This is a genomic window from Mesorhizobium sp. 113-3-9 (assembly GCF_016756515.1).
Classification (GTDB): domain Bacteria; phylum Pseudomonadota; class Alphaproteobacteria; order Rhizobiales; family Rhizobiaceae; genus Mesorhizobium.
Window position 1 is genome coordinate 6,492,701 of sequence record NZ_AP023246.1, and the last position, 17,820, is coordinate 6,510,520.

Consider the following 17,820-nt stretch of genomic DNA (forward strand, 5'->3'; position numbering starts at 1 on the left):
GTTGATTGGGAGATCAAAGGCCGGGAGTCGGCCGATATTTGCGGCCGCGCGCAATGACGTGGCCGAGCGAGCCGTCGGTCAGGTAAATCTGCGTCGCCTTGGAATCGTAGGGGACGTTCTCCTGGCCGGGATAGCCGATCAGTTCGCGCACGCGCGGGCTCATATAATAGGTGGCGATGGCAATCGTTGTGATCGCCGAGAAGGCTTCGCCATCCTCCTTGTTGAGGCTTTCCAGGCAAGCCTCTGCGCCGCTGGCCGGATCGACCGCGATGCCGCGCGCAAAGCCCGGCTTCAGGTCCGTGCGAAAATCCAGCGACTTCTCGACGTCGGCATAGCCGCAGACGTCGCTGAACTTCGGCATCTTGCGATATGCGGGGATGAGGAAATCGGCGAGCGCGAAGAAGGTGTTCTCGTTCGACATGTCAGGCCACCTTCTGGTTGCGGCGCTCGGCGATCATGCGTCGCGTGTTGCGCAGCGCGACCGCCATGATGGTCGCCGTCGGGTTGGTGGCGCCCGAGGTCGGGAAGGTCGATGCGTCCATGACGTAGAGGTTGGGCACGTCGTGGCAGGCGCCCCATTGATCGACGACCGAGCGCTTCGGATCGTCGCCCATCACGGTGGTGCCGATGAGATGCCAGCCCGATTCTCGCACCGGTGTCGAAACCAGCGTCTCGATGGCGCCGGCGGCGCGCACCGATTCCAGGCAGCGATCGATGTTGAACTTCAACAGCCGGTTGGAGTTCTCGTTGACCTTGTAGACGATCTGTGGCGCGGGCAGACCGTCTGAGTCCGTCATATCCTTGGACAGGATCACCTGGTTGCTCTCTTCCGGAAGATCCTCACCGACAATGCCCCAAATCAGCGAGTGGCCGAAGCGGCGCGCCACATTCTCGTGCAGGTTGGCGCCCCAGAAATCCTGGAACCGGCCGCTCTCGGCGACATAGACCTTGGATCCGGTTGCCCCGGATACGCCAACCGGTCCGCCCGAGGGCATGCAATTCCATTTCGAACCGCGCACGAAGCCGCGGCTTTCGTCGGTCTCGTAGAACTCGAGCGAATAGACCTGCTGGCCAAAGGGGCCGCGCCAGGAATCGAGCGGATCCGAGTAAGAGGCAAGCACGCTGGCGAAAGGATGCATCATCAGCCTTTTGCCGACCATGCCCGATGAGTTGGCAAGGCCGTCCGGGTTCCTGGACCCTCCTGACATCAGCAGCAGTCGCGGCGTGCCGACGCCATTGGCGCACAGGATGACCACCTTGGCGCGCTGGCGCCGCTCCCGGCCGTTCGCGTCGATATAGACGACACCGGTCGCCAGCCCTTGCTCGTTGGTCTCGACTTCCTTGACCCGGGCACGGGTGACCAGCCGCGCGCCGGCTTTCAATGCCAGCGGCCAATGCGACCGGTCGGTCGTGGATTTCGCGCCCTCCGGACACCCGGTAAGACAGGTTCCGCGGCGCACGCACGGATTGAGTTCGCCGAACGTCTCCGACGGGATGGCATTGCTGCCGGGCCACCAGTGCCAGCCCATCTTTTCCATGCCCAGCGCACCACGCAGACCGACGGAGCCGATGGGCAGCGCCGGGAAGGGATAGGCACCGCGGGGCGGATAGGCCGGATCGCCGGCGAGACCGGAAACGCCCACCTCGCGCTCGATCTCGAGCTGGTAAGGCAGCAGGTCTTCATAGCTGAACGGCCAGTCCTCGGCCACGCCGTCCATCGACCGCACGCGGAAGTCAGACGGCAGGAAATGCATCCACTGCGCGCCATAAAGCGTCGCGCTGCCGCCGACGCCGGCGAACATCAGCGGGTTGATGTCCGTCGTCGACGTGTCGACCGGATAGTCGTTGGGATTGTCACGGACGTTGGGATTGGGATGCCAGAGCTTGGTGCTGACAAGTTCGTGCTCCGGACGCGCGCCGGTATAGTCGGCATAATCAGGCCATTCGCCCTGTTCGAGCACGACAACGGAAATGCCGGCACGCGCCAGGTGAAGCGCGGCGACCGAGCCGGATGGGCCGGCCCCGACGATCACGACATCCACTTCCTCGTCGCGCCTTGCCCGTGCACTGCGATCCGCCAGAACTTCAACGGTCATTTTCTTCCTCCCTTGGGGTCCAACGGCAGCATCGGGTCAGGCGAGCCGCGTCCGGTAAAACGCCGCCGCGCCGATGATGATGACGCCCTTGATGATGAGCTGCATCTCGATCGGAAATCCGAGCAGCAGCACGAGATTGTTGATCACCACCAGAACAGCCACGCCAAGCAGCGCCGCGAAGATGTTGCCGCGTCCACCGGTGAGCGCCACGCCGCCCATCACAGCGGCAACGATGGAGTCCAGTTCGTAGCCTTGCCCGACCCAGTTCGAGACGGTACCGACATAGCCGAGCAGGAACAGGCCGCCTATTCCCGCACAGACCGAGCAGATGACGTAGCAAAGGATGACCACGCGATCGGGCGCGACACCGTTGAGGAACGCGGCCTTCGGATTGCTTCCCACCATGAATATCTCACGGCCGAGGCGTGACCGGTGCAGCACGATGCCGAACGCGATCGCCAGGAATGCCAGGGTGATCAGATTGACTGGTACGCCAAAAATCCGCCCCGAGGCCAGAAAGCCCATGCCCGGCGGCAAGGTGCTGATCGGCGCCCCGCCGGTATAGGCGAAACGAATGCCCTGCAGGATGATCATCATCGCCAGTGTCGCGAGAAACGGGCTGACATTGCGCTTGGCGACGAGCCAGCCGTTCACCAGGCCCACCATGGCCGACAGGGCGATCGCGGCGATGAAGATCATCGGAATCGCTTCATTGGTGGTGGCTTTGAAAGCGGTCGCCAGCACCGCCACCGTCGCCATCAGCGAGGCCACTGACAGGTCCAATCCGCGCACCAGGATGACGAAGGTCTGACCGATCACAACCATGCCAAGCGGTGCCGCGATGGTCAGCACATTGACCAGGTTGGCCGGTCGCAGAAAGGTCGGTGAGGCAAGAGCCGCGACGGTCATCAGCACGACCAAGAAGACCACCAGCCCGTAGCGCTCGAAGACAGACGCCAGGGAAATGCCTTGCGATCGCGGCATCGGGGTATCGAGAGGCGCCATCATTATCTCCGCCTTGGTGTGTGGATGCCGACGGCGATGATGATGATAAGCCCCTGGATGACCCACTGGTAGTAGGACGAGACATTGACGAAGTTCAGCAGGCTGTTGAGCATGGTGACGAGCAGCACGCCAAGGAAAGTGCCAAGCACGCCGCCTCTTCCGCCGGCCAGGATGGTGCCTCCGACCACCACTGGCGTCACCGACTGCAGCGTCAGCGCGGCACCGATCCGCGGGTCGCCAACGCCAGTTCGCGCAGTCAGGAAAATCGCCGCTATGCCCGCGCACAGGCCCGACAGCGCGTAGGCAAGCACCACGATACGATCGACCGGCAACCCGTTCAGCCGCGCCGCTTCCCGGTCGCCGCCGACGAAGTAGATGCTGCGGCCGGTGCGCGTGCGCTGCAGCCAAAGCCCGGCGAGCGCGAAAATCACGACGAGCACGACGGCGCTGAGCGGAATGCCGCCGACCTTTGCATAGGCGATATCCGCGAAGGCACGCGGTACGGAGCCACCGGGCTCCTTGCGGTACATCAGCGTTCCGCCGAAGATGATCGAGGACATGCCGAGCGTGACGATCAACGGATGGACGCGCAGCACGACCGTCAACAACCCGTTGAGCGCGCCCACAGCGGTCGCTGCGACCAATGCGAGCGGCAGTGCAAGCCACACCAGATCGGGGCGCCATTCGAGGAAGTTCGCCAGAAAGACGGTGAGCGCACCAACCAGCGAACCGACCGCCAGATCGATGCCGCCCATCAGCACGACAAACGTCTGGCCCAGGCTGACCATGCCCAGCACGATGAGCTGCTGGAACAGGTTGCCGATGTTGCGCCAGGTCAGGAACCGATCGGACAAGAAGCCGCCGGCGACCGCAAGCAGGACCAGCAGCACAGCCACGATCAGATAGGAAAGCATCAGCCGGTTGCGGCGAAGATCCATCGTGATCGCACTCATCCTACCGGCTCCGCACGTTGATCAATTTCCGCCTTGCGGTGCCCGACAGATCGCACGGCGAGATCCATGATCGCCTCCTCGCCGAGCGCATCGCCTTTGATTTCGCCGACGACATAGCCTTGCGCCATCACGAAGACCCTGTCGGAAAGGCCGACGATCTCGGGCAGTTCCGAACTGATCATCAGCACGCCGACGCCAGAATCCGCCAGCCGGCGCACGATGCGATAAATCTCCACCTTGGCCCCGATATCGACCCCGCGCGTTGGTTCGTCGAGGATAAGCAGCCTGCTGGCGATCCGCGACCAGCGGCTGAACAACACCTTCTGCTGGTTCCCACCGGAGAGATTGCCGATCTTCACGTCAGGCGACGGCGTCGCGACCGAGAAGTCCTGGATCTGCCGCATGGCCACCGCACGTTCCTGCTTGCGGTCGATCAGGCCATGTTTCGTTATGCCTTCGAGGTCGGGCGCTACGATGTTGGCGGAAATCGGCAGGCCGAGAAACAGGCCGTCGTCCTTTCGGCTCTCGGTCAGAAAACCGAGCCCGTGGCGTATCGAGCCCTTCGGAAGCTTCGCCGCAAATGGCTTGCCATCGAATTCGATCACACCACTCTCCACGGCGCGCGTGCCGAAGATCGCCTCGGCGACCTCCGTGCGCCCCGAACCGACCATGCCGGCGACGCCGACGATTTCGCCAACCTTGACGTTGAGGCTGACGTCACGGACGCGCGGACCAGCCTTGAGGTTGCGAACGGTGAGCACATCCGGGCCGCTCGCCGGTGCGGTGCGCCGCGGCGGATAGATCTGGCTGAGCCGGCGACCGACCATCCGGGTGATCATCTCTTCGCGCGTGAGCGCGCTTACCGGGCTCGTGCCGACGAGCTGGCCGTCCTTGAGGATCGTGACCGTGTCGGCGATCTCGAAGATTTCCTCCAGCCTATGGGAGACGTAGACGATACCGACGCCTTCGTTGCGCAGCCTGCGCATGTTCTCGAACAAAAGATCGACCTCGCGTCCGGCGATGACCGCCGTCGGCTCGTCCAGGATGAGCAGCCGCACCTTGCCGACCAGGGCTTTCGCGATCTCGACCATTTGCTGGTCGGCAAGCGGCAATTCGTCGATCCTGGCGTGGGTTGGAATGTCGACGCCGAGCTGTGAGAGAATTTCAGCGGCGCGGACGTGGCGGGCGCGGTTTGAAATGAGACCCAGCATGCCGCGGGGCTGCGTATCGACCAGAATGTTCTCGGCAACGGAAAGCTCGGGAAAAAGAGCAAGCTCCTGATGGATCACGTGGATGCCGGCCGCGCGTGCTTCCTTCGGCGACTGCCAGGAAACCGGCCTGCCGAGATAGGTCATGGTCCCGGAATTCGGTTTGGTCACGCCGCCCATGACGCGGATCAGCGTCGACTTGCCCGCGCCATTTTCGCCGAGAAGGGCGTGAATCTCGCCGGGTTGCACGGCGAAATCGACCTTGTCCAGGGGTTTGACTCCAGGATAGTCCTTCTCGATCTGACTGAGTTCAATAACAGACGCTGACATATCCGGTGCTCGAACTGTTCAATGCACGTCCGGTGCGCGCCCAGAAGGGCGCACACCGGGTCGCTTGGGAGGCTTACTTCGGATAGTCGGGATTGAATGTGCTCGGATTGTAGCCGGCAGGCAGCCCGTTGCTTGGCGACAGATCGCCCGGGTCGCTCATGCTGACATGGTCGAGCAGATGCCTGTCGCCCTTGACCGAGACCGTATCCGCGCCGGGCGACGTGACGACCTGGAAGCTCACCTCGACCTTGTCCGGGACCGAGATACCCTTGAGCACGTCGAGCGCGGTCTCGATGCCGGTGATGCCCATCGACGTCGGATAGTCGATGCCGACCATCTTGATGTTGTGCTGGTTGGCCAGCTGATACATCCGGGCAACGTCGCCACCGGTCATCGGCGGGAATTCGCCGTCCTTGTAGCCGGCGTCAAGAAACGCTTCGATCGCGCCATAGCCCTGTAGCGCGCTGTCGGCCAAGACACCGTCGATGGCCTTGCCGTGCTTCTGGATCAGCGCGGCCATCACCGACTTGCCGGTTGCCGGATTCCAGTCGCAATACTGCTTCTCCAGCACCTTGATGTCGGGAAACTTCGAGAACACTTCCTCGTTCGCCTTGATGCGGATTTCCGCGACGCTCGACCCGGCGATGCCCGGAAGCATCACGATGTTGCCCTTGCCGCCCAGCGTCTCGCACAACCACTGCGCCTCGAGACGGCCCAACGCCCAGTCGGATGCCGTGACGTAGGTGATGTAGTTGGCCGGCGTCTTCACCTTGCGATCGACCATGACAACAGGGATGCCCTGTTCGGTTGCACGGCCGACGACGGAATCGAGCGCGTCCTCGGTCGAGGCCGCAATGAGCAGAATATCGACGCCCTGGCTGATCAGATCCTGGATATCCGCGATCTGCTTGGAAGGATCGTCATTGGCGTCGGTGACGAGAAGATGAGCGATCTCGTCGCGATGCTGGCCGGCGGACCACAGGACGCCATGCTGAAAGGCGACGCGCCAGGCATTGGAAATCGAAGCATTGGAGAACCCGATCGTGTACGGACCCGCCTTCTTCCATTTCGAGGTGTCGACCATGGTGTTGGCATTGGGGTTCCACATCCAGGTGCGCGGCGCGCCGTAATAGCCAGGCTTCTTTTCCGCCGTCTCTGAAGCGACGGCCGCGCTGGTCTGGGCGAGTTGGATGGCCGGCGCGGCGGCCATGGCTGCCGCCACGGCCGGCATGCCCCGGATAAAGCCCTTACGGGAAATCTTGTGGTCTAGAATGCTCTTTATTGACATTGGTTCCTCCTCCTTAACGCTCGACAGAGCGTTTAAAATTCTCCTCAGATATTCTCGCAACCGAGAAAGTATAAACAAAGAATATATGTTTATATCTCGGGCAAATCGCACGAGCATTCTCCTGACAACCTCCAATTCAGGAAAATTCGATTGGACGCGATTTGACGCAAGTTAGCAGTCGATTACCCATGATCGTCAATCTGCCGTCTTGTAATAGCTGCTATTACCTTTTTGGCCATTGGGAGCAGCGAAGAATACGACTTATCTAGCAGCCGGTTCTGGGCGCTTGAGGTGCGTTCCGTCGGAGGAGAGGCCGTGAATATTCTTGTCGTCTTGCGCATGATCCCGGATTCCGCGGGCGAGCTGCAACTCGCCGAGGACGGCCGCAGCATCGATCGGGAATGGCTGGATTTCCAGCTCAACGATTTCGATGATCATGCCCTCGAGGAAGCAATCCTGCTCAAGGAAGCCGTCGGTGCGAAGGTAACGGCGGTGGCCGTTGGCGAAGGTGCCAACCGGATCCTGCAGATGGCCGCGGCGCGCGGCGCCGACGAAGTCGTGGCCCTCCAATTCGAGGAGGACGCCATGATCTCCTCACGAGAGATCGCGGCTTCCATCGCCGCGATGGCGAGGGCAAGGTCGGCAGACCTGGTTCTGTGCGGCGTCCAATCGAGCGAGGATGTCTTTGGCCAGCTCGCGCCCTATGTCGGCGCGCTGCTCGACTGGCCGCATGTCTCGGGAACCAACCGTATCGTTGCGAACGGCGCCGTGCTTCGGGTCACGCAAGAGCGCGGCGCGGGTGTCGCCGTCACCTATGAGCTGGCCACGCCGGCGGTGCTCGGCGTTCAGACCGCGTCGAAGGCGCCCCGCTATGTCTCGGGCAGCAAGCTTCGCGAGGCGTCCAAGACGCCCATCGGCCGCGCCACGCCCGAATTGTCGGGCTTCGAGCGTACCGCCGAGATCATCACATTGCGCCTGCCAGTCCAGGGCGGCTCCGGCGAGAACCTCGGCGGCAACGCTGAGACAGTCGCGGATCGCTTGATCACCATCCTGGCAGCCAAAGGCCTGGCGAGGAACTAAGCCATGAAATTGATTGCCTGTACCGAAGGCCATTCCGGCAAGATCGAAGCCTTCTCACTTGAGATGATCGCCGCGGCGCGCTCGCTGGCCGAGGCCGACGACGAAGTCGTTGCCTTTTTCGCCGGTCGTGACGCGGAAGGCGCATCCGCTTGCCTTGGTGCCGCCGATCGCCTGATAGTGGCCCGCTCGACAAAATCGGATGTCATTCCCGCCGAGGCCTACGCGCTGCTTCTGCGCGACGTCATCACCGCCGAAAGCCCCGGCCTGATCCTGGTTCCCTATTCGGCAAACGGACTGGACGTGGCAGCGGACATCGCGGCGCGAACCGGCTGGCCGCTCATCTCCTATGTCAATGAAATCAAGCGGCATGGCGAAGGCCTGACGATCGTCGCGCAGATGTATGGCGGCAAGATACTGGCCGAATGTGAAGTGCGGCTGCCCGCGGTTCTGATGATCAACCCAGGAGCCTTCGCGGCGGCAGCGCCGGATCCGATCGCGCCCATGAACGTGCAGACGATCGATGCCGAACCCGTACTCACCAGCGGCAAGGTGAAGATGGTGGCCATCGACATGCCGGATTATGCCGACGTCGATCTGACGACAGCCGACAGGATCGTGTGCGTGGGCCGCGGCATCGGCGACGAGGCAAGCATCGACCTTGCTCGCAATCTGGCGACGATGCTGGGGGCGGAGATCGCCGGCAGCCGTCCTGTGGTCGACAATGGCTGGCTGCCGAAGCTGCGCCAGGTCGGCAAATCCGGCCAGAAGGTGAAGCCGAAGCTCTACCTGGCGCTCGGCGTGTCCGGCGCGCCCGAACATCTCGAGGGCATGTCGCAGGCCGACCTCATCATTGCCGTCAACACCGATCCGAAGGCCCCCATCTTCAATGTCGCGCATTACGGCGCGACCTGTGACCTGTTCGATCTCGTCGCCAATCTGAGCGACAGGCTGCGAGCCGGCTCTGGCCGTTGAGATGGCATCGACCCTGCCACTCTGGATCCTGGTCGTCACAGCACTCGCGTTGACGGCCTGGCGCTCTCGCCGTTACGTGGTCGCTCTCGCCAATGCACCGGCAGCGGCCCGCTTCGACCGCCCGATGCTGCGTCTCCAGGGCGTGATGGTCGCCATCGGCGTGCACCGGAAAATGCTCCGCAAGCCGCTTTCCGGCGTGCTCCACGCAATCATCTTCATTTCATTCTTCGTGCTGTTCACCGCCACGATCGATGCCTTCGGTTCGCGGCTGTTTCCCGGGTTCTCGCTTGCGCCCATCGGAGGCGAAACCTGGATTGCCGCTCTGCAGGATATCTTTTCGGTGCTGATGCTGGTCGGCGTCGCACTTGCACTCTATCAGCGCTACGTGCTGAGGCCTGCCCGCTTCGATGGCTCGAGCGGCAGCGATGCGGCAATCATCTATGTGTTGATCGTTCTGATTGTGGCGTCTCTGCTGCTCGAGGCGGCGGCGCGCATAGCCGGCGGCGCCGACGGCTCGTGGCGGCCCGTCGCGTCGACGCTTGCCGGACTGCTCGAGCGTGCCGGCATACCGGGACATGCGGGCGAAGAGCTGTTCTACTGGGTTCACGTCGGCGCCATTCTGGCGTTCCTCGTCTATATCCCCGGCTCGAAACACCGGCACATGTTCCTTGCCGCGCCCAACATCTACTTCCGCAGCCTCGAGCCGCGCGGCCTGGCGCCCGCGGTCCCGGAAGCGCGTGAGGCTCCAGGCATCGACAGCCTGGGACAGTTCGACTGGAAGCAGCAGCTTGACCTTCTGTCCTGCACCGAATGCGGCCGCTGCCAGGCGGTCTGCCCAGCCTATGCGGCCGGTCTGCCGCTCAGCCCGAAGTTGCTGATCACCGACATGCGCGATGCGCTTGCCGCGGGACCATCGGCGGCCCCGCTGGTCGGCGGCGTGATTTCCGAGGAGACGCTGTGGGCCTGCACCACCTGTCGTGCCTGCATGGAAGCATGCCCGGTCGAGATCGAGCATCTGCCCAAGATCATCGACATGCGCCGTCATCTTGTCGACGAAGGCCGTATCAGCCCCGGGCTCCAGGAGGCGCTATCGAACCTGACCCGCCTCGGCAACTCCATGGGCAAGCCTTCCAAGATGCGGGCCCGCTGGACCAAGGAGCTCGGCTTTCCGGTCAAGGACGCGCGCGAGGAGCCTGTCGACGTTCTGTGGTTCGTCGGAGACTACGCGTCCTACGATCCGCGCGTTCAGGAAATCACCCGCAAGGTGGCCGAACTGCTGACCGCGGCCGGTGTCGACTTCGGCATTCTCTTCGATGCCGAGCGCAACAGCGGCAACGATGTGCGGCGGGCCGGCGAAGAAGGTCTGTTCGAGACGCTCGCTCAGTCCAACATCGATGAGATCAAGGCGTGCAGCTTCAACCGGATCATGACCACCGATCCGCATAGCCTGAATGCGCTGAAGAACGACTATCAGCATTTCGGCGCGGCGTTCGAGGTGCTGCACTATACGGCGCTGCTGGCGGAACTCATCGCGGCGGGAAAACTCGACCTGCATGTCGCCGACGGCGCCAGGGTCACCTATCACGATCCCTGCTATCTTGGACGCTACAATGGCGGCTTCGATGCGCCGCGCGACCTGATCCGGGCCGCCGGCTATACGCTTCATGACATGCCGCGCTGCCGGGAGAATTCCTTTTGTTGCGGCGCCGGCGGCGGCCGCATCTGGCAAGGTGACGACGGTGTGACCGAGCGGCCGAGCGAGAACCGCATCCGCGAGGCACTGAGCCTGGGCGACGTCGCTTATTTCGTCGTCGCCTGTCCGAAGGACAAGGTGATGTACACAGCCGCGATCGATGCACTCGGCGTGGCCGACAGATTGAAGGTCGTGGACATAGCGGAACTTCTCGTGCCGCGTACAAGCCAGGCGCTCGAAATGCCCACGGTGGAAACGACCTGACGGAATGCGATCCGGGAAATCGAGACCAAGCACCATGGGCAATAGGCCCCGAAGGAGGAGAGAGCGATCATGTCGACCCTGAAAATCGGCTTTGTTGGCATTGGAAAAATGGGCACGCCGATGGCGACCCGTCTCATCCAGGCCGGCTATGAGGTGATAGTCCACGATATCGACGCCAACGCCGTGCTGGAGCTGACCAATTCGGGCGCAAAGGCCGCGGGCAGCGCAGGCGAGGTTGCCGATGCTGCGGAGATCGTCTTTGCCAGCTTGCCCAGCCCGCAGATCCTGGAAAAGATCGTGCTCGGCGATGGCGGGATCGCCGACGGCAAGGCCGTCCGCATCTTCGTCGACATTTCCACCACCGGCCCGCGAACGGCCGCCAGGGTTGCAGAAGGCCTTGCAGCCAAGAACATCGCCATGATCGATGCGCCCGTCAGCGGCGGATTGAAGGGAGCACGCAACGGCACCCTCGCTGTCATGGTCTCGGGTCCAAAGGCCGCCTTCGAGACGGCGAGGCCGGTCATCGAGAATTTCGGCCGGATATTCTTCATGGGCGAGGTTCAGGGTGCCGCCCAGACCATGAAGCTAGCCAACAACCTGCTTGCGGCGGCGGCCCTTGCGGTCTCCTCCGAGGCGGTGGTGATGGGCGTGAAGGCGGGCCTCGATCCGAAGGTCATGATCGACGTCATCAACGCATCGAGCGGCCGCAACAGTGCCACCGAGGACAAGTTCCCGAAATCCGTCCTGCCGCGCACCTTCGATTTCGGCTTCGCCACCGGCCTGTCCTTCAAGGATGTGCGGCTGTGCGTGGATGAGGCGGAGGCGATGGGCGTGCCTATGGTGGTGGGCAGTGCCGTGCGCCAGCTGCTGAGCGTGACGAACCAGCTCTATGGGCCGGATTCCGATTTTACCTGTATGGTCAAGACGGTTGAGACATGGGCGCATGTGGAGGTCGGCTCAGCCCAGACCCCAGATGTCGCCAAAGCGAGCTGATCATGGGTGACTCCGAACGCTATGAGATCCATGCCGTTCGCTACGGCCATTTCGAACGCCGCTCGGGTGAGAATTTCCTGGGCGGGGACACACATGATGTTCCCATGCCGCTCGACTACTTCGTCTGGGCGATCGTCGGCGAGAAGCGCACTTTCATCGTCGACACCGGTTTCGACAAACCGACCGGTGACAAACGCGGACGCAGTGTCGTGAGGCCCGTCGATGACGGCCTGGCGGCAATCGGCATCAACCACGCCGATGTCAGCGACGTCATCGTCTCCCACATGCATTACGACCACTGCGGGAACCATCATCTGTTTCCGAACGCGACCTTTCACCTGCAGGATGCGGAGATGGAGTTCGCGACCGGCCGCTGCATGTGCCACCATGCCATGCGCCATCCCTTCGAGGCTGAAAACGTCACCACCATGGTGCGGCGCGTCTTTGCCGGAAAGGTTTGCTTCCACGACCCCGAGTCGCAGATCGCGCCCGGCATCACGCTCCACAAGGTTGGCGGCCACTCGCGCGGATTGCAGGTGGTGCGGGTGGAAACCGACAACGGCGCGGTGGTGATCGCGTCCGACGCAGCCCATTTCTACGCCAATATGGAGCGCGAAAAGCCCTTTCCGGTCTTCGACCGACTGAGCGACGTGATCTTCGGGGTGGAACGGATGAAGCAGCTTGCCAGTTCGCCCGCTCACATCGTGCCGGGGCACGATCCGCTGGTGCTCAAGCGCTTCGCGCGCAGCCGCCAGGACGTCGAGGACATTGTAAGCCTTACCCACCCGTTGGACTGATCATGTCGATGCCGTGACGGCTGGGATCCAGCGGCACCTTCGGGAAGCCGGCGGGCCATGAATTGGTTCCCGGCCTCGCCAGGAGCGCGCACCGAACATTCGGATACGCACGGCCTCACACGGATCAAGGCGATGACCGACTTCATCGCCAGCGCGGTGCGTGGGCGGGAGATCTGTTCCTGCCGAGACAGAGACAGGACGGTGGCCGAAAGCCGCGGCTCAGATCCTTTCTACAGCCAGCGCTATGCCTTGCCCGCCGCCGATGCACATGGTGATGAGCGCGAGACGTCCCCCGGTCCGTTGAAGGTAATTGATTGCCTTGACGGTCAGGATCGTGCCTGTCGCGCCGACCGGATGGCCGAACGCGATAGCGCCCCCTTCGGGGTTCACCTTGGCAGGATCCAGTCCGAGTTCGCGATTGACCGCCAGGGCCTGCGCGGCAAACGCCTCGTTGGACTCGATCACGTCGAAATCCTCGATCTGAAGCCCCGAGCGGGCGAGAAGCGCGCGCACCGCCGGCACCGGACCAATGCCCATGATGCCCGGCTCGACGCCGGCATGCGCGTAGGCCGCGATCCTGGCGAGCGGCCTTGCGCCGCTGCGTTTCACATAGCCCTCGCCCGCAAGGATAACGGCCGCGGCGCCATCGTTGATGCCGGAGGCATTCCCCGCCGTAACCGAGCCGTCCTTCTTGAAGGCCGGTCGCAACGCCGCCAACGATTCGGCCGTCGTGCCCGGCTTTGGATGTTCGTCGGTCTCGAACCTTACCGTCTTGCGGCCAGCCGTGACGTCGATCGGCAGGATCTGTTCCTTGAAATGGCCGGCGTTGATCGCCTCGGCGGCGCGGCGCTGGCTCTCCAGAGCGAAGGTGTCCTGCTGTTCGCGCGATATGCCGAACTTCGCCGCCACGTTCTCGGCCGTCATGCCCATGATGCCGCTGCCGAAAGGATCGGTGAGGACGCCCGTCAGGCCATCGGCCATGGAGACATCCCCCATCTTCTGCCCAAAGCGCCCGACACCAAGATAGTGCGGCGCCCTGCTCATCACTTCCGCGCCGCCGGCAAGCGTCACATCAGCGTCACCGAGCATGATCGACTGCGCCGCCGACACGATGGCCTGCGCGCCGCTGCCGCAGAGCCTGTTCAACGTCATGGCAGGTGTTTCCTTGGGAATGCCGGCGTCGATCGCCGCCACGCGGGCGAGATAGGCATCCTTCGGTCCGGTCGGTATCACATTGCCGAAGACCACATGGCCGACTTCGGAAGGCTCGATGCCGGCGCGCTTGATCGCTTCGGCGGCTACCCTGGCGCCAAGCGCGGCCGGCTCCTCGCCGCTAAGCGTTCCACCGAAAGTACCGATGCCGGTACGTACGCCCGAAAGGATGTAGGTCGTCTGGATGGTCATATGCTGTCACCGTTCCTTCTGGCATCCTGGGGATTTTTCATGCGCCCGGTCTCGAGATGGGCGAGCAAACGCGGATAGAACGCCCGCATGCGAAGACAGCGTCATCGAGCAGCGGCGAAAGCGCGGCGAGGTTCACCGCTCTTTCGAGCGGCCCGCCGGCCCCCGCGTGCCGGGCGGCGAACTCGCGCACAGCGGGATGGTCGCTATCGATGAAGCGGGGCGGTCTCAGCGCTGTCTCCATTGCCGGATCCTACTCTTTCCGCCGAGCGAAGAACTCCGCGATGCGCGCCTTCATCGCCGGAGAACGACCCGCCTCGCCTTGCAGATCCTGCTCAAGTTGAAGCTGTTCGCTCGCGCCGAAATCAGCCGCGCTCGCTATCAGTTGCTTGGTAGCCGCCACCGCCTGCGCGTCGAGAGCCGCGAGCCGCGCGCAAATCGCCAGGGCCGCGGCATGCAGACCGTCGTCCTCCACGATCTCCCAGACAAGGCCCCATTGCAGCGAGCGTTCCGCTGTGATCCGGTCCCCCAACAACATCATGCCGGACGCGCGTACGCGGCCAAGGATGCGCGAAAGAAAAAGTGTGTTGCCGGCATCGGGCACGAGCGCGATGCCGACGAAAGGCTCGTAGAAATAGGCCGAGCGGGCGGCGATGACGATGTCGGCGGCGAGCGCGATACCCACGGCAGCGCCGGCGCAAGGGCCGTTCACGGCTGCCACGATGGGCAAACGCGACGCCCGCATTGTCTCGACGAGAGGGTTGAAGTGGCGCTCCAGCACATCGTCGAGCGCGGGAGTCTCGCCCGGGTCGATCGTCGACAGGTCGTAGCCCGCCCCGAACGCCCTTCCTTCTCCGGTTAAAAGAACCGCCCGCACATCGCGATCGGAGGCCGCTTCGGTGATCGCGGCACGCAGTTCGTCGGCCGTTTGGTTGCGATAGGCATTGAGCTTCGCCGGTCGGTTGACCGCGACGCGCGCGACCCCGTCGGACACGCTGTAGCTCACGTCTTCGTACCGGTTCATCCACCACCTCCTGCCAGGAACCATCGCAGTTGCGGAAGCCTATCGGCCCCGAAGAACCCTTCTCCGTCGACCAGGACGTAGGGCGAGCCCACGACCCCTGCGTCGATTGCCTCGCGCACGGCGGCCTCCAGGCGCGTACGGCCGAGCTGCCCGTGCATCGCTTCAAGCGCCTCAGCCTCGGAAATGCCTGTCTCGCTGGCAAGGGCGACAAGCGTTGCCTCGCCGGAAATGTCCTGGTGCTCCACGAAAAAAGCGTTGAGCAAGCGGCGCGCCAAGACGTCGACGAGATCTTGGGCAAGCCTGTCAAAGCAGCCGTGGAACAGACGCGCCGCCAAGTGGGATGAGAGCGGCAGCTTCACCGGATGACGGTAGGGCAATCCATGAAAAGCGGCAGAGCGCCGCATGTCCTTGAGGAAATAATCACGCTTGGCCGGCGGGTCCATTGGCGCCTGTATCCCAAGCGCCTTGAGGACCGCCCACACCAGGATCGGCCGCCACTCCACAGGCCGCCCGAATTCCTCGCCGATCCGGTTGATCTCAGCGGCCGCGAAATACGCGTATGGCGACGCGAAGTCGAAATAGAAGCGGATGGGCCCGGCCACCTGCCTAGAACCTGAAGACGCCGTAGCCCGCCTCGCCCAGCGGCGCGTTGAGCGAAACGGAGATCGCGATGCCCAGCGAATTGCGCGTGTCCAGCGGGTCGATGATGCCGTCGTCCCAAAGTTCGGATGTCGAATAGTAAGCCGATAATTGCTCCTGGTAGGCGGAGCGGGTCGCGTCCCAGACGCGCCTGACTTCCGCCTCGTCGACGGTTCCTCCGTTGCGCCGCATCTGGTTCACCTTGACTTCGGCAAGCGTGTTCGCCGCCTGATCGCCACCCATAACGCCGATCTGGTGGTTCGGCCAGGTGAAGAGAAAACGTCCGTCGAAGGCGCGTCCGCACATGCCGTAATTGCCGGCGCCAAACGATCCGTTGCACATGACGGTGAATTTCGGCACCCGGCTGCAGGACTGCGCCATGATCATCTTGGCGCCGTCCTTGGTGATGCCCTTGCGCTCGTATTCGCGTCCGACCATGTAGCCGGTAATGTTTTGCAGGAACACCAGCGGCGTGTTGTTCTGGTTGCAAAGCTCTATGAAATGGCCGCCCTTCAGGGACGAGTCGTTGAACAGCACGCCGTTGTTGGCAAGGATACCGACCTTGAAGCCCCATATGTGCGCGAACCCGCAAACCAGCGTGGTGCCGTAGTTGGGCTGATACTCATGGAAGCGGCTGCCATCGACGATGCGGGCGATGATCTCGCGCATGTCGAAGGACTTCTTGATGTCGTCGGGAACGATCCCGTAGATTTCCTGCGGGTCGTAGGCGGGGTCCTCCGGCGTTTCCCGCTGGCAATCCCACTTCCTGGGTCTGTCCCACTGCGCGACGATCTCGCGCCCGATATGAATCGCCTCCTGCTCGCTCGATGCGGGATAGTCGGCGGTACCCGAGACGCTGGTGTGCATGTCGGCCCCGCCGAGTTCCTCGACCGTGACCTCCTCGCCGGTGGCAGCCTTCACCAGCGGCGGACCGCCCAGGAAGATCGCCCCGGTCTTGCGCACGATGACGCTGTAGTCCGACAAGCCGGGAATATAGGCGCCGCCCGCCGTGCAGTGTCCGAACACCAACGACAGCTGCTTGACCCCGAGCTTGGAGAGGATCGACTGGTTCCTGAAGATGCGGCCCGCCATGTACTTGTCGGGAAACACCTCGGACTGAAGCTGCAGTAAACCACCAGCGGAATCGCACAGATGGATCACGGGCAGCCTGTTCTCCATCGCGATATCGAGCGCGCGCACGATCTTCTTGGCTGTCAGCGGATACCAGGCGCCGCCTTTCACCGTCGGGTCGTCGGCGCGCACCACCACCTCGCGCCCCGAGACGATGCCGATGCCGACGATCGAGGACGCGGAAGGCGAATCGCCGTCATAGGCCATGTTGGCGGCGAGCGAGGAAAGTTCGAGGAAGGGCGTGCCGGGATCGAGCAGCTTTTCGATCCGCTCCCGCGGTCGCATCTTGCCCTGGCTGGCCAACCGGTCGAGGTCGCGCGTCGGCCGCTTGTACCGGCTGGCCTCCTGCTTTTCGCGGAACTCGGCGACAAGCCTGCGATTATGCGCGTCGTTGCGGCGAAAGTCCGCCGATGATGTGCTGAGCGCGGACTGGATCTTGCGCATGGTCAGACGTCCTGTGGCTCGAGCATGGCGACGACTTCGTCCTTCTCGAACGTGGTGCCGGAACTGCGCAGTATCTTGGCGACCACTCCGTCGCGCGGCGCGGACAGGACCATCTGCAGCTTCATGCTTTCGATCGTCAGGATGGGTTCTCCACGGACGACCTTGTCGCCGACTTCGCGATGGACATCGACGACGGCGCCAGGCATCGGCGCCTTGATTGCATCCTGCGGGCCTGCTCCGCCCGCCTCGCCGGCGAAGGGATCGACCATGCCCACTTCAAATGTGCGGCCCGCCAGCCGGACGATCTGCCGGTCGTGGAAACCGGCGCGCGCGAAAGCGACGCTGTGCCTGGCTATGCCAAGCACGCGGCGCCCGTCCCCGACATCGGCCACCTGGTCGATTTCGTGCTCTCGGCCATCGATCGAGATCACCAGGTGCGGCCGCCGGCGCACGATCGTCACTTCGTGGGTATGGCCGTCCAACGTCAGCCTGAAAACCATGC

Annotated in this window: 16 protein-coding genes; 5 read left to right on the plus strand and 11 right to left on the minus strand. The window is 63.3% G+C overall.

All coding sequences use genetic code 11. From position 1 onward, the window contains the following. Positions 1–13: 13 nt before the first annotated feature. The 6 genes from MesoLj_RS31375 to MesoLj_RS31400 all read right to left on the minus strand — a co-directional run bounded on the left by MesoLj_RS31375 (position 14) and on the right by MesoLj_RS31400 (position 6,880). A complete protein-coding gene (locus tag MesoLj_RS31375; RefSeq protein WP_202323745.1) occupies positions 14–421 on the minus strand; it encodes a hypothetical protein in 408 nt (135 codons plus the stop codon). A gap of 1 nt (position 422) precedes the next feature. Next, positions 423–2,096, minus strand: a complete 1,674-nt coding sequence (locus MesoLj_RS31380) for a GMC family oxidoreductase (protein ID WP_202323746.1) — start codon at positions 2,094–2,096, stop codon at positions 423–425. A gap of 36 nt (positions 2,097–2,132) precedes the next feature. Next, on the minus strand, positions 2,133–3,101 hold the full coding sequence (locus MesoLj_RS31385; RefSeq protein ID WP_202323747.1) for an ABC transporter permease: 969 nt from the start codon (positions 3,099–3,101) through the stop codon (positions 2,133–2,135). 2 nt (positions 3,102–3,103) lie between these two features. Next, positions 3,104–4,054, minus strand: coding sequence for an ABC transporter permease (locus MesoLj_RS31390; RefSeq protein WP_202323748.1), 951 nt, complete (start codon positions 4,052–4,054; stop codon positions 3,104–3,106). Continuing rightward, positions 4,051–5,592 (minus strand): sugar ABC transporter ATP-binding protein, encoded by a 1,542-nt coding sequence (locus MesoLj_RS31395; protein WP_202323749.1) that lies wholly within the window; start codon positions 5,590–5,592, stop codon positions 4,051–4,053. Before MesoLj_RS31395 ends, MesoLj_RS31390 begins: the two co-directional genes overlap by 4 nt. A gap of 73 nt (positions 5,593–5,665) precedes the next feature. Continuing rightward, the gene (locus MesoLj_RS31400) at positions 5,666–6,880 is read right to left on the minus strand and encodes a substrate-binding domain-containing protein (protein ID WP_181180074.1); all 1,215 of its coding nucleotides are present in this window, start codon (positions 6,878–6,880) and stop codon (positions 5,666–5,668) included. A gap of 315 nt (positions 6,881–7,195) precedes the next feature. Here MesoLj_RS31400 and MesoLj_RS31405 point away from each other — a divergent pair, with 315 nt between their 5' ends. The 5 genes from MesoLj_RS31405 to MesoLj_RS31425 all read left to right on the plus strand — a co-directional run bounded on the left by MesoLj_RS31405 (position 7,196) and on the right by MesoLj_RS31425 (position 12,679). Continuing rightward, positions 7,196–7,960: an electron transfer flavoprotein subunit beta/FixA family protein gene (locus MesoLj_RS31405; RefSeq protein WP_202323750.1), complete on the plus strand. Its 765-nt coding sequence runs from the start codon at positions 7,196–7,198 to the stop codon at positions 7,958–7,960. A 3-nt stretch (positions 7,961–7,963) separates the two neighbouring features. Then, on the plus strand, positions 7,964–8,932 hold the full coding sequence (locus MesoLj_RS31410; protein WP_202323751.1) for an electron transfer flavoprotein subunit alpha/FixB family protein: 969 nt from the start codon (positions 7,964–7,966) through the stop codon (positions 8,930–8,932). A gap of 1 nt (position 8,933) precedes the next feature. Then, entirely contained in the window at positions 8,934–10,889 is a 1,956-nt protein-coding gene (locus tag MesoLj_RS31415) for a (Fe-S)-binding protein (protein WP_202323752.1), read from the plus strand. Between the two features lie 69 nt (positions 10,890–10,958). Then, complete coding sequence (locus tag MesoLj_RS31420; RefSeq protein ID WP_140775039.1) at positions 10,959–11,882, plus strand: NAD(P)-dependent oxidoreductase; 924 nt, start codon at positions 10,959–10,961, stop codon at positions 11,880–11,882. A gap of 2 nt (positions 11,883–11,884) precedes the next feature. Next, positions 11,885–12,679, plus strand: a complete 795-nt coding sequence (locus tag MesoLj_RS31425) for an N-acyl homoserine lactonase family protein (protein ID WP_202323753.1) — start codon at positions 11,885–11,887, stop codon at positions 12,677–12,679. Between the two features lie 219 nt (positions 12,680–12,898). Here the strand turns inward: MesoLj_RS31425 and bktB are convergent, their stop codons facing one another. The 5 genes from bktB to MesoLj_RS31450 form a co-directional block, all read right to left on the minus strand. Beyond that, positions 12,899–14,083 carry a beta-ketothiolase BktB gene (bktB, locus tag MesoLj_RS31430; protein ID WP_140775038.1) on the minus strand — a complete coding sequence of 395 codons (1,185 nt, stop codon included), beginning with the start codon at positions 14,081–14,083 and terminating at the stop codon, positions 12,899–12,901. A gap of 250 nt (positions 14,084–14,333) precedes the next feature. Continuing rightward, the gene (locus tag MesoLj_RS31435; protein WP_202323754.1) at positions 14,334–15,104 is read right to left on the minus strand and encodes an enoyl-CoA hydratase-related protein; all 771 of its coding nucleotides are present in this window, start codon (positions 15,102–15,104) and stop codon (positions 14,334–14,336) included. Then, entirely contained in the window at positions 15,101–15,706 is a 606-nt protein-coding gene (locus MesoLj_RS31440) for a 2-hydroxychromene-2-carboxylate isomerase (RefSeq protein ID WP_202323755.1), read from the minus strand. The genes MesoLj_RS31435 and MesoLj_RS31440 overlap by 4 nt, the downstream gene beginning before the upstream one ends. A gap of 4 nt (positions 15,707–15,710) precedes the next feature. Further along, the gene (locus tag MesoLj_RS31445; protein ID WP_140775035.1) at positions 15,711–17,318 is read right to left on the minus strand and encodes an acyl-CoA carboxylase subunit beta; all 1,608 of its coding nucleotides are present in this window, start codon (positions 17,316–17,318) and stop codon (positions 15,711–15,713) included. Positions 17,319–17,320: 2 nt separating this feature from the next. Next, a complete protein-coding gene (locus MesoLj_RS31450) occupies positions 17,321–17,818 on the minus strand; it encodes an acetyl-CoA carboxylase biotin carboxyl carrier protein subunit (RefSeq protein ID WP_202323756.1) in 498 nt (165 codons plus the stop codon). Between the last annotated feature and the right edge of the window lie 2 nt (positions 17,819–17,820).